Consider the following 11,582-nt stretch of genomic DNA (forward strand, 5'->3'; position numbering starts at 1 on the left):
CTTCTTTTTTGGTCTCGTCGTTGTCGTAGATCACCGGGTCGATATCCACTCGAACCCATTTCTTGTCGTCTTTTTGCAAGTACTCATGAGCCATGCCGGTCTTTTTCCAGAGCTTGACCGAGCATCCCGGAAGCATGGCCTCCAGCTCAGTGTTCAGGGCGATCCGCTGAAAGGTTTGCCTGTAGGTTTCCGCCGAAGGCACCCTGCCGATGTCAACGGCGTTCATGAAGTACCGGTTGCCTGCCAGCGGTTTGACGTGATCAAAATCAGTTTTCCCTTGGACCATCAGCCCGAGCATGGTTTTCAAGATGTTTTCTGTGGATATCTGCGGCCTACCGATGGTCACCTGCTTTGCCACAGCATCAAGACCTGCCAGTTTGGCCATCTGTCCTACGAACACCAAGCCGGCTGGCCCGGCCTGGAGGTTTTCCTTGTGAACCACCTTGGATATGCCCATACTCATCGCCCCCATCACCTATTGGGTGAGTTTGTAAAGTTACTGCGTCGATGACTGAACATATCTAAATGATTGATCAAAGTCAAGAAAAAGACTGCACTGTTACTGTATTAGCATTGCAATAACTTCACGGATTCAGGTTCGAACAGAAAGGGATAGCACATGGACGATCCATTTGGCATAGAACGAGAAGCATTGATTCGGCGTTCAGAAGTTCGCGAAATTTTTACACCACACAAACCTATTCATTCGATTGATCTATTTTTTGGGCGTGCAGTTGAAGTTCGTGCACTTATAGAGCAACTAAATACTCCTGGTCAACATGCCCTTCTCTTTGGAGACAGAGGTGTAGGAAAGAGTTCTTTGGCAAATATCACTGCTGACCTGCTTTTGAAAAAGCTTGCCACAGGAAAGTTTTTCATAAAACGCTGCGACAGCACAGATAATTTTAAGACAATTTTTGCAGAGCCACTTTTTTATGTAGGTATTAATACAAACATTATAGAGTCTGAACATAGAAAAGCTGAGGGGGGAAAAGCAGACATAGGTATTCCTGGATTCGGAGGTGGTGTGCATACCACTACCGAAAACAAGTCGAAAGAGCGTGGACTGTCAGCTGAACTAGATTCACCTAGCTGGGTTGCATCGAAACTTGCCAAACTGGGAGGCCTACTGTTGATAGATGAACTTGATGCTCTGCGCAATACGACAGATCGTCACAAAATTGCGGAGCTTATCAAGCAGTTAAGTGACCAAGGCTCCCCATTCAAAATTTTGCTGGTTGGGATTGCGGAAACAGGAGCTGATCTGACCGATGGGCACCCTTCCGTTGAGCGGTGCCTTCGTGAAACCCGGCTCAACCGAATGTCTGAACCGGAATTGAAACAGATCATCGATAAAGGGGAGAAGGCCTTAGGACTGAGATTTACGCCACAAGCAAAAACGCGAATTGTAAACGTGTCGTCTGGTTATCCACATTTCACGCATTTGCTAGCTCTTAAAGCTGCGGAAGACGCCATCGCAGAGGGACGTACTGAAATCGGTGTGGCCAGTGTCGAAGCGGCAACGCGACGTGCCGTTGATGATTCCGAGGGGCGGCTAAAGAGGCAATACGATGAGGCATGCCGATCTTACGGCACCGATGAATACCACCATATTGTTTGTGCAGCTGCACTTTTGGGGTCAGAGGAATTTACGGCTGCGGAGCTTCGCGTACAGTACGGGAATCTATGGGAACGAAGAATCGACCAAAATAGCCTTAATAACTACTTCCATCGCCTAGTGTCCGATGGCGATGGAACAATCCTGAGGCGCATTGCGAAAGGTGTTTATCGGTTCAATGATCCTCGTATGCCTAGTTTTGTCCGCATTGCAAATATGGCACGCATGAATGTCGAACAATAGTTGCAACGGACGGCTATGCGCTGTTGGGGATGTAGCACGTTCGCCCCGTGCAAACGCTACTGATAACAATCGAATATAATGCCATTACCGGACTGTCCCGCGAGCCCCAACTGTGTTTCCAGCCAAGCCGCTGACCCGGCCCGCCGGGTGGAGCCTCTGCCATATCCCCCAGGCCGGGAGCATCTGGCCCTGAAGACCCTCCTCCAGGTACTCCGCGACCTGCCGCGCACCGAGATCACCGAGCAATCCCCTTCCCTGGTCAAGGCCGTGGTGCAAAGCGCCCTGTTCCGCTTCAAGGACGACCTGGAGTTTCATTTCGACCATGAGGCCTCGGTCATCCACATCCGCTCGGCCTCGCGCACCGGGTACTGGGACCTGGGCGCGAACCGTCGCCGCGTGGACCGAATCCGCGCGGACTTCACCGCGCTTCTGGCTAAGATGTCCTGACGCTCCGCCAAGCCGACGATTTTCGTGTACCGGATTGTCCATCGTCGCGAAGTTTATCGGTAAATCGAAGGAGAAAAGGCATGGTTACTTTGAATCCAAGTATTTTGGAACACGACGGCAAAAAAGCCTTCGTTGTTTTACCTTACGAGGAATTCCAAAAGGTTCGGAAGGAACTCGAGGACTACGAGGACCTCAAGGATCTTCGCGCGGCAAAAACAGAAGAAATGAACGCCCCCGTCACCCTACTCAGCTCTGTTCGGGAAGAACTGAACATCTGAGCCGCCCCGCAAATCCAGCGCTCAGTCGCAACCTCGTCGTCATCCTCAACGACCAACCCGACGCCGAAGCCAACGTGCTCGAAAAATCGTGAGAAAAAGCATGCCATCAATGCCCGCAAGACAAATACACGGCGTCCTTTTCGACAAGGACGGCACCCTGTTCGACTTTCACCGAACATGGCACTCGGTCATAACCAAGGCGGCGGCCATGGCTTCCGGGGGGAGCGAAAATCTTGCACGCGTGATGATGGAAGCGGGCGGGTACGACGCGACGACGTGTCGTTTTCAGGCCGACTCGGTCATCGCGGCGGGGCATGTCGGAGAGTTGGCCGAGTTGTGGCGCGATCTGGGCGCTGTTCTCCCTCGGAGCGACTTGCAGCGTGCACTGGATGCCATCTTTGCCGAGGAGGCCTTGGCCGGCGCCGTGCCCGTGACGGATTTAAGCATCCTATTTACGCACCTGACCCGGCTCAATCTGCGCCTGGGCATCGCCACCAACGACAGCGAAGCCTCGGCCTCGGCCACCGTGGAGCGCTACGCCCTGAAGGAATTCGTGAGCTTTGTCGCCGGATATGACAGCGGATACGGGGCCAAGCCCGGACCGGGCATGGCCCTGGCTTTCTGCGAGTCCGTGGGGCTTTCGCCCCGCCATGTGGCCGTGGTGGGCGACAGCGGGCACGACATGATCATGGGCCGCTCGGCCGAGGTGCGCCTGTGCGTCGGCGTGCTCACTGGTGCCGGAACCATGGCGTCGCTGGCTTCCCAGGCCGACATCGTCCTGCCGGACATATCCGGATTGTTAGAGCTTTTGGGTCGGCAGCCAGGCAATATCAGGTAGGGGCAGGCCTCGCGCCTGCCCATTCTCCAGCCTTCGGAAATCTGGGCGTACCCTGGATATCTGGACCGGTTCTCCAATCTTTTTTTGTGAAAAGGAAGATCTGAAATGACAACGACCATGCTGAAACATACTGACGAGACGGTTCTTTTGGAAAAGGGAACAAAAATCCTGTTTAAAGAGCTTGGATATACGGATGCTCTTAGATTTTTGTCCATTCCGCGAGATGTTCGCGAAGAAAGTGTGCGAAGACACAGGAAATGGCAAGACGGTTTGGAGAAGGATACTTTTTTTGATGAGGTGTTTGAGGAGAAAATATAGGTAGGCAGGACTTCTCCATAGCCACCGACAAACTCCCAAATGTTTTGATGACAGTTGTGTGACGGAGATAGTCGGATCGAGGAAAGCACGGGAGGGCATCCGGCCAAAAGATGAGTACACGAATACTGATAATCCGATATCGTCGTGCAGCCCAATACCCGTCCCCTTCACACCGCCATCGCGGCCAAACCTCCGCCGCTCGATCCGCTCTCCCCTTCTTTCGGCACTCCTGCCCCGCCCAGGTGAACGGCCTGATGAACGGCCAGAAAATCCCTTGCCCCTTCCTTGCCCAGATACCGCTCCAGGGTCCGGCGGTCGGTTTGGAGCAGGTCTACCAGGACCAAACCGTCCAGCACGTCGCTGAACTCCCGGTCCACGTTGAACCCGAGCATTTTTCCGCCCAGCTTCAGGTATTGGCGCAGCAGCACCGGGACCCCGGTCTTGTGCCGGTCGATGTCCGTGATGATGTCCGAGATGTCGTCGATGGTCTTGGACATCATGGTCAGCAGGGAGTCGTCCAGGCGGAACAGGCGACGTTGGCGAAAGGGGCGGCGGGGCCGGACGTGGTCGGCCAGTTCGTGCATGTGGCCGTTGGCCCGCAGAAAGCCCACCATCAGTTGCCGGGAAAAGCGGTGGTACTCGTTGTCGATGCTCACCGGGCCGAACAGGGTGCGGTATTTCGGATGGCGCAGGATGAACCGGGCGATGCCCTTCCAGAGCAGGAGCAGTGGCGCGTAATTCTTCTGGTATTCCGGGCGCACGAAGGACCGCCCCAGTTCCAGGGCCGGGACGACCTTGTCCCAGAACCCGGGCCGGAACGAGAAGAGCGTGGTAGTGTACAGTCCCTTGGCCCCGTGGTTCTTCAGGATCACGTCCGTGCGCCCCAGCCGGTAGGCCCCGGCGATCCGTTGCTCCCGCTTGTCCCAGAGAAACAAGTGCAGATAGTGGGCGTCGAAGATGTCCAGGTCCACTTCCTTGCCCGTGCCTTCCCCGGCCAGCCGGAAGGTCATTTCCCGCAACCGACCGATTTCGTGCAGCAGATGGGGAATACGGCGGGCCTCGGCCAGATGGACGCAAAAATCATCGGTTTCCAGCAGGGTCTGGTCCGCGGACAGGGCTTGCTGTTCGAGATGCAACGGGTTCCCGACGGCGCGCGGAGCCCCTGACAGTCCCTCCGGGCACTCCGGGCCTAACGGCAATGAGGGCAAGGACGGCAAGACCGACAAGGGCGGAAAAGACCGCACAGGTTTCGGTCGCGACTTGGCCCCGCATTGCAGAAGATAGGTCCGGTGGCGCAGATATCCGATCAAATCGGCGTCCGTGGGACAGTTGGCCAGGTGCTTCGGTCCCAGGGGCCGACCGATGCGCACGCGGACTTCCGAACCGGCTTTGCGCACCAGGGCATGGGGGAGCAGCACGGTCCGCAGCAGCGGATGAATCAGTCCGGCCATATGAAACAGCGGACCGTTGGTTCCCTGGAAGAACATCGGCACCGCCGAGGCCCCGGTCTTGCGGATGATCCGGGCCACGGACTCGCTCCAGGGCGGATCGGCCATGGTCCGCCGCCGAACCTGCAAGTGGGAGACCTCCCCGGCCGGGAACACCCCCAACAATCCGCCCTCCCGCAGCCAGGCCAGAATCTTCTTCAGGGCCGCCCCGTTGCCATGCACCGTATTAACCCCACCCTCAAAGGGGTCGACAAACAGGAACAAGTCCCGCAACTCCTCCACCCGTTCCAACAGATGATTGGCCATGATCTTCAGATCCGGCCGCCGTTTGCGCAGCACCGCGGCCATGACCAGCCCCTCCAACGCCCCGAAGGGGTGATTGGCCACCACGACCACCGGTCCGTCCTTTGGAATGCGCTCCAATTCAGCGTCGTCCAGGACCACGCTGATGTTCAGGGCTTTCAAGGACCGGTCCAGGAAATCAACCCGATCCCGGCCCCCCGGTGCCTGACCCAGACCGGACAGGACTTCCCCGTACTTGCGATTCAAATAGCTCAGGGCCAGCACTTTCTCCAGGGACGGCTTGGCCAGGCCGAACAATTTGCTGGGCAGCGGGCGGACAAAGGGTGAAGGCAGGTCGATCAGGCAAGGCGAAGCAGGAGCGGTGGCGCTCATCACGGACATCCTCCGGCTGAAGATTCAGGAAAGTGAACTACCGCCCGCTCACTATCCTATTCCCGCTCCGAAGCATGACCGCTGGGTGACCGAGATGTGAAGATTCGGTGACAACCCGAAATGTCACGAGATTTTTACAAGCCTGTCATCTTTGGTCACCCACTTGTCGTCATTTCGTCACCTGTTCCGGGTACCACTTCCCCAACATACCAGGGAGGTGAATATGGAACCGACGACCAAGGCAGATCTGCATGTCCACTCCAAATACTCCAAACGTCCGTCCCAATGGGTGCTGCAGAAGATCGGATGCGCGGAAAGCTACACCGAGCCGTTGCACATTTATCGCATGTTGCGGGACAAGGGCATGGACCTGATCACCATTACGGATCACAACACCATCGAGGGCAGCCTGGACATCGCCCACCTGCCGGACACTTTCGTCAGCGAGGAGATCACGGCCTATTTTCCCGAGGATCGCTGTAAGGTCCACGTGCTGGCCTACGACATCACCGAGGTCCAGCACCGGGAAATCCAGAAGTACCGCGACAACGTCTTCGAACTGGCCGCGTACCTGCAACGGACAGGGATTGTGCACGTCCTCGCCCACCCGCTGTTCTCGGTCAACGACAAGCTGACCAAGGCCCATTTCGAACAGCTCCTGCTGCTGTTCAAGTATTTCGAGATCAACGGAGCCCGGGACGAGCACCTGAACATCAACCTGAAGCGCATCCTTGGGGGCCTCTCTCCGGAGGACATCCAGCGACTGGAGAACGTCCACGACAGGGCCGCCCTGCCTCCGGAACCCTGGATCAAGCACCTCACCGGGGGCTCGGACGACCACAGTTCCCTGAACATGGCCCGGACGCACACGGTAATGTCCGGACACCGGGACCCAGTCGGCTTTCTCAATGGCGTCCGTGACGGCGAGGCCATTCCAGTGGGGGTTTCGTCCTCTCCCCAGACCCTGGCCCACAACCTCTACAGCATCGCCTACCAGTTCTACGCCCGACAATTCGAGCTGAGAAAACACGTCAACAAGGATATTCTGCTCAAGTTCATCGACCGCAACCTGTATCCGGGCCGGGAGGAGGAATCCGGGCTGCTGGGCTCCCTGCACGCTCTCTGGTCCCAGAGCATTCGCCCAAGAATCGGCCCCGGCTCCCGTCGCAATCCCCCGGAACAGCTCCAGGATCTGCTGCGCTACGAGACGGCCCGACTGATCTGGAACGACCCGGAACTGATGTCCATCGTCCGCTCCAGCGACAACGGACGCGAAGGCCAGGGCAAGGCATGGTTCTCCTTTGTGAACCGCTCCGCCAACCAGGTTCTGAAACATTCCGCGGACCACATGCTGCGCAAGATCGCCCAGGGCAGCATCTTCAACATCTTCCACTCCCTGGGCTCGGCCGGAGCCCTGTACACCCTGCTGGCCCCCTACTTCCTCTCCTACTCCATGTTTGCCCACGACCGGAAATTCAGCCGCGAAATCCGGGAATCACTCGCCGCGGACAAGGGACTTCTGGAATCCAGAAGCGCCTCGGCCCCCCGGGTGGCCCATTTCACGGACACCTTCTACGAGGTCAACGGCGTGGCCCTGACCCTTCAGCAGCAGCTTTCCCTGGCCCTGGCCACCAGCAAGGACATGACCATCATCACCTGCGCCCCGGACGAAGCGGTCCAGGCCGCGGACGGCGTGCAAAACTTCACGCCCATCGGGGTCTTCGAGCTGCCGGAATACCCCGAGTTGAAGCTGTTCTACCCGCCGCTGCTGGAAATGATGCGCTTTTGCTTTGACAAGGAAATCACCCACATCCACACCGCGACCCCGGGCCCCATCGGCCTGGCCGCCCTGGCCCTGGCCAAGATGATGCACCTGCCCATCTACGGCACCTACCACACCTCCCTGCCCCAATACACCCAGTGCCTGACCCAGGACTCCGCCATGGAGGAACTGATGTGGCGGTTTACGCTCTGGTACTACGACCAGATGGACCTGGTCTTCGCCCCGTCCCACGCCACGGCCAACGAACTGATCGCCAAGGGCCTGAGCCCGGAAAAGGTCCGGGTCTATCCACGGGGCATCGACATCGAGCGCTTCCACCCCTCCAAGCGCAACGGATTTTATGAAAAGCGCTTCCAGTTCCGAAACGAGACCAGGCTGCTTTATGTGGGCCGGGTGTCCAAGGAAAAGAACCTGCACATCCTGGAGCAGGCGTTCCGGGAGCTTGCCCGGGAAAGAAACGACGTGCGGCTGATCATCGTGGGCGACGGCCCGTATCGGGAGGAGATGGAGCGCAACCTCGGCGGTACGCCCGCGGTGTTCACCGGCTACCTGGACGGCGAAGCCCTGGCCCAGGCCTACGCCTCGGCGGATGTCTTCGTCTTTCCCAGCACCACGGACACCTTCGGCAACGTGGTCCTGGAAGCCCAGGCCTCCGGCCTGCCGGTGATCGTCTCCGCCGAAGGCGGCCCCCAGGAAAACCTGATCCCCGACCAAACCGGTTTCATCGTCCCCTCCACCACCGCCGAAGCCTATTGCCAAGCCGTGTCCACCCTGCTGGACAACCCTCTCCTGCTCCAAAAAATGGGCACCCAGGCCCGAAACTACATGGAAAACCGCTCCTTCGGCCAATCCTTCGACCAGGTCTGGGCGTATTACGGCCAGACGGGGTGATCCGCTCTCGCCTTCCAGGATGATTGACGCTTACTCGCCGAACCATCCGTTTCCCTCCACTGCCCGCGGCCCCGGAAAACTATTGGAAAACTATTGCCAGAGTTACGGAAGAGTTCGTATGTGACGTTCCGATCGGCTTGCGGCATTCAGAACATGCTCGGCCCATTTGTTCAGGCTGGTTCCGCTCCGGGCGGCGGCCTTCAATGCCGCGGCATGAACCGTGGGCGCGATGCGCAGCATCAGTCGGCCGCTGGCGGGCTTCTCCGGTGCGCTGCCAAGCTGCTCGCATGCGGCGACGTAATCATCAATGGTGGAATGAAAAATGGATTCAAATTCCCCAACGGACTCGGCGTGAAAGGTTATGATGTCCTCGATGTCGCGAACCCGGCCGACAATGATTTTGTCCTCGGGGTCAAAGTCCATGCTTGCCGTGTAGCCGCGATACGTCATAACGCTCATCATACTCCCACCTCCAAACGATCAAGATATTCCCGGACGGCCTTGACCCGATAGCGCAACGCCTCCCTGCCCGGATGGGGCCGGTGAAACGTGGCCCTGAGCCCTTCGCGTTCAAAGGTCACGGAAGAGCCCGCACCTTCAACGATCCGGCAGCCAAGCGCCACCAACAAAGACTCGATTCGTGCCCACTCGATGTTCCCGTTGACGGGGTCGGTACGAATCGCTTCAAGCGTCTTTCGGTGCTTACCTGTCATGGGTTGATGATAGCACTATAGCTAAAATTTGCAAGCAGCATGGCGGCCTGAGAATGGCAATCTGTTGCGAACAATCTATCCATACCGTAAACTTTTAAAAAAATGTATTGCGGTTTTCGCCACGGGCGTATACCATCTTTCCCAGAGGAGATGAGTATGATCACGAGGGAAAGCTACATCGAAAGGGTCAGGCCCTTTATCGATAAGGACATCGTAAAGGTCTTCACCGGAATTCGCCGTTCGGGCAAGTCGACGCTGTTGCAACTCATTCAACGGGAGCTGATCGCCAATGAGGTTTCGGAACGGCAAATCCAGACGATCAACTTTGAGAGCATGGCGTACGCCAGTCGGGACTTGACGAGTATTTACAAGGAAATAAAGGGGATTAGTGAGAGCGTCGGCGCGAGGGCATATATTTTTCTCGATGAAATCCAGGAACTGGACGGCTGGGAGAAAATGGTCAACTCCTTGAGAGTCGATCTGGACTGTGACCTCTACATTACGGGATCGAACTCCAAATTGCTGTCCGGAGAACTGGCAACCTATCTTGCCGGACGATATATTGAAATTCCAGTCTACCCCTTTTCATTCCAGGAAGTGACAAAAATAGTATCGAGAAAAGAGCAGATATCATCACCAGCGGATGTGTTCACCACGTACATCAAATATGGCGGAATGCCGTTTCTCCATGAAAACAATCTGAATGAGACGGCGGCTCGCGACTATTTGAAGGACATCTACAACTCGATATTGCTCAAGGATATTATCGCACGACATTCCATTCGTGATGTGGAGCTTTTTGAACGAGTTATTGCGTACATACTCTCGAATGTGGCGAATTCCTTTTCCGGATCAAATATTCTGAAGTACCTGAAACACGAAAAAAGAGCGATTTCCCTGGAAACTGTATACAACTACATATCCCACGCCCAGGAGGCATGTCTTCTTCACCTCGCGCCGCGTGAAGATGTGCAGGGAAAAAGACTGCTTAAGTTTCAGGAGAAAATCTTCCTGGCCGACCACGGCATCCGCGAGGCCATCCATGGACACAACCAGAGAGACATCAATCAGATTCTGGAAAATATCGTCTACATTGAGCTGTTGCGCAGAGGATACACTGCGCGGATCGGAAAATCGAACGGCAGGGAGATCGACTTCGTCGCCGAAAAAGCGTCGCAAAAAATCTATCTCCAGGTCGCGTACCTGATACCTGACCAGGCCATCGCTGAACGGGAATTCTCGTCGCTTCTGGCTGTTCAGGACAATTTTCCCAAACTGGTCCTGAGCCTTGACGGATTTGATTTGAGCCGGGAAGGCATCATCCATAAAAATCTCATCGATTTTTTGCTGGATCAGGATTGGCCGGCGTAGCTGCCTTGTCCCGAGAGTCTTCCGACACCCAGAGTCCACCAAGCTCAAAATCGGGCCATTCTGCTGTCTTGACGCATGTAACGCCACACGCATCACATTTCAGTTTGAGGGCGAAGATGCGATTGTCGTTGATTACGAAGATTATCACTAAAGCGAGGACGATGATGAGAATGCATAACCCACCCCACCCCGGCGAGGTTTTACGCGAGCTGTGCATAGAGCCGCTCGGTATATCGGTTACGGATGCCGCACACGCCCTTGGCGTGAGCCGAAAAACACTTTCCGCGATCCTGAACGGCCGTTCCGGAATCAGCCCGGAAATGGCGCTTCGTTTGGCCAAAGCCTTTGATACCACCCCGGAGAGCTGGCTGAATCAGCAGACTCAGTATGACCTGTGGGAAGTTGAGCAGCAGGCCAAGGATCTCAAGGTTCGAAGGCTGATGGCAGCATAACCGGCGGGCGCGGCGGTGTGCGGCCTGAAAAGGAAAAATCGCTTGACATGGAAGAGTTTGGAACATTCAAAGCGCGTTTTCGGGATCATACTCGGCAAAAAAGGCATCTTCCCAGCGGCAAGACAGGGAATCGCAATTTGAAAGGACCATTTACGGGGGTGAAATGGGCGCTCTGAGACAGAATAGCGGCTTGTTTTGAGCATGTCGCACGATATATCAGTATGTTGTTTTGAGCCGACTCCAAATTGACTGCTCCGGCTCCAGTTCAAACCGAAGAAGCCAAAAGTGCTTCGAGGAAGGCTGGATTATCTGAAAAAAACTTGCGAGCCATAAACAGATGTCCCTGCAAAAAGTCAGCGGCAATTATGCGGCCAGCCCCCAGCGATGCCCCTGGTAGGTGTGCTGAAGGGGGCGAACCGGAGCAGTTGAGCTGAAAAGGCGATAAAAAGGTGTCCTGAGAAAGTAATTTGACAGTAATTTGCTCTTTGACATGGCTTCCCGCGTCTT

The 11,582-nt window shown here is 56.2% G+C and carries 12 protein-coding genes and 1 pseudogene; 8 read left to right on the forward strand and 5 right to left on the reverse strand.

Annotated features, from left to right (window positions below):
- Positions 1–457, reverse strand: a pseudogene (locus tag AC559A_RS17975) (IS1380-like element ISDth1 family transposase); the annotation flags it as partial.
- Between the two features lie 162 nt (positions 458–619).
- On the opposite strand from AC559A_RS17975, the gene AC559A_RS17980 reads away from it, so the two are divergent.
- From AC559A_RS17980 to AC559A_RS18000, 5 genes are all read left to right on the forward strand, one after another.
- Positions 620–1,861, forward strand: coding sequence for an nSTAND1 domain-containing NTPase (locus AC559A_RS17980; RefSeq protein ID WP_498819075.1), 1,242 nt, complete (start codon positions 620–622; stop codon positions 1,859–1,861).
- A 78-nt stretch (positions 1,862–1,939) separates the two neighbouring features.
- The gene (locus AC559A_RS17985; protein ID WP_498819076.1) at positions 1,940–2,308 is read left to right on the forward strand and encodes a DUF1499 domain-containing protein; all 369 of its coding nucleotides are present in this window, start codon (positions 1,940–1,942) and stop codon (positions 2,306–2,308) included.
- 80 nt (positions 2,309–2,388) lie between these two features.
- On the forward strand, positions 2,389–2,586 hold the full coding sequence (locus AC559A_RS17990) for a hypothetical protein (protein ID WP_498819077.1): 198 nt from the start codon (positions 2,389–2,391) through the stop codon (positions 2,584–2,586).
- A gap of 109 nt (positions 2,587–2,695) precedes the next feature.
- Positions 2,696–3,424 (forward strand): HAD family hydrolase, encoded by a 729-nt coding sequence (locus AC559A_RS17995; RefSeq protein WP_498819078.1) that lies wholly within the window; start codon positions 2,696–2,698, stop codon positions 3,422–3,424.
- Positions 3,425–3,529: 105 nt separating this feature from the next.
- Positions 3,530–3,742, forward strand: coding sequence for a hypothetical protein (locus tag AC559A_RS18000; protein ID WP_498819079.1), 213 nt, complete (start codon positions 3,530–3,532; stop codon positions 3,740–3,742).
- A gap of 167 nt (positions 3,743–3,909) precedes the next feature.
- Here the strand turns inward: AC559A_RS18000 and AC559A_RS18005 are convergent, their stop codons facing one another.
- Positions 3,910–5,865 (reverse strand): bifunctional lysophospholipid acyltransferase family protein/GNAT family N-acetyltransferase, encoded by a 1,956-nt coding sequence (locus tag AC559A_RS18005; RefSeq protein ID WP_498819080.1) that lies wholly within the window; start codon positions 5,863–5,865, stop codon positions 3,910–3,912.
- Between the two features lie 223 nt (positions 5,866–6,088).
- Between AC559A_RS18005 and AC559A_RS18010 the strand changes: the two genes are divergently transcribed.
- Positions 6,089–8,539, forward strand: coding sequence for a glycosyltransferase (locus AC559A_RS18010; protein WP_498819081.1), 2,451 nt, complete (start codon positions 6,089–6,091; stop codon positions 8,537–8,539).
- A 102-nt stretch (positions 8,540–8,641) separates the two neighbouring features.
- Here AC559A_RS18010 and AC559A_RS18015 read toward each other — a convergent pair whose 3' ends face one another.
- Positions 8,642–9,001, reverse strand: coding sequence for a type II toxin-antitoxin system HicB family antitoxin (locus tag AC559A_RS18015; protein ID WP_498819082.1), 360 nt, complete (start codon positions 8,999–9,001; stop codon positions 8,642–8,644).
- The gene (locus tag AC559A_RS18020) at positions 8,998–9,252 is read right to left on the reverse strand and encodes a type II toxin-antitoxin system HicA family toxin (RefSeq protein WP_498819083.1); all 255 of its coding nucleotides are present in this window, start codon (positions 9,250–9,252) and stop codon (positions 8,998–9,000) included. Before AC559A_RS18020 ends, AC559A_RS18015 begins: the two co-directional genes overlap by 4 nt.
- A 102-nt stretch (positions 9,253–9,354) precedes the next feature.
- Between AC559A_RS18020 and AC559A_RS18025 the strand changes: the two genes are divergently transcribed.
- Both AC559A_RS18025 and AC559A_RS18030 read left to right on the forward strand, forming a co-directional pair.
- Complete coding sequence (locus AC559A_RS18025; RefSeq protein ID WP_498819085.1) at positions 9,355–10,623, forward strand: ATP-binding protein; 1,269 nt, start codon at positions 9,355–9,357, stop codon at positions 10,621–10,623.
- Between the two features lie 170 nt (positions 10,624–10,793).
- Positions 10,794–11,075: a HigA family addiction module antitoxin gene (locus AC559A_RS18030; protein ID WP_498819086.1), complete on the forward strand. Its 282-nt coding sequence runs from the start codon at positions 10,794–10,796 to the stop codon at positions 11,073–11,075.
- A 265-nt stretch (positions 11,076–11,340) separates the two neighbouring features.
- Here AC559A_RS18030 and AC559A_RS18035 read toward each other — a convergent pair.
- Positions 11,341–11,582: hypothetical protein (locus AC559A_RS18035; protein WP_498819087.1), on the reverse strand; the 242-nt coding region annotated here is incomplete at its 5' end.

This window comes from Desulfonatronum zhilinae (assembly GCF_900182865.1).
Lineage (GTDB): Bacteria > Desulfobacterota > Desulfovibrionia > Desulfovibrionales > Desulfonatronaceae > Desulfonatronum > Desulfonatronum lacustre.

Bases quoted from the DNA above. Each gene is read 5' to 3' on its own strand.
- AC559A_RS17980 (WP_498819075.1), top strand. From the start codon at position 620: ATGGACGATCCATTTGGCATAGAACGAGAAGCATTGATTCGGCGTTCA.
- AC559A_RS17985 (WP_498819076.1), top strand. From the start codon at position 1,940: ATGCCATTACCGGACTGTCCCGCGAGCCCCAACTGTGTTTCCAGCCAA.
- AC559A_RS17990 (WP_498819077.1), top strand. From the start codon at position 2,389: ATGGTTACTTTGAATCCAAGTATTTTGGAACACGACGGCAAAAAAGCC.
- AC559A_RS17995 (WP_498819078.1), top strand. From the start codon at position 2,696: ATGCCCGCAAGACAAATACACGGCGTCCTTTTCGACAAGGACGGCACC.
- AC559A_RS18000 (WP_498819079.1), top strand. From the start codon at position 3,530: ATGACAACGACCATGCTGAAACATACTGACGAGACGGTTCTTTTGGAA.
- AC559A_RS18005 (WP_498819080.1), bottom strand. From the start codon at position 5,865: ATGAGCGCCACCGCTCCTGCTTCGCCTTGCCTGATCGACCTGCCTTCA.
- AC559A_RS18010 (WP_498819081.1), top strand. From the start codon at position 6,089: ATGGAACCGACGACCAAGGCAGATCTGCATGTCCACTCCAAATACTCC.
- AC559A_RS18015 (WP_498819082.1), bottom strand. From the start codon at position 9,001: ATGATGAGCGTTATGACGTATCGCGGCTACACGGCAAGCATGGACTTT.
- AC559A_RS18020 (WP_498819083.1), bottom strand. From the start codon at position 9,252: ATGACAGGTAAGCACCGAAAGACGCTTGAAGCGATTCGTACCGACCCC.
- AC559A_RS18025 (WP_498819085.1), top strand. From the start codon at position 9,355: ATGTATTGCGGTTTTCGCCACGGGCGTATACCATCTTTCCCAGAGGAG.
- AC559A_RS18030 (WP_498819086.1), top strand. From the start codon at position 10,794: ATGCATAACCCACCCCACCCCGGCGAGGTTTTACGCGAGCTGTGCATA.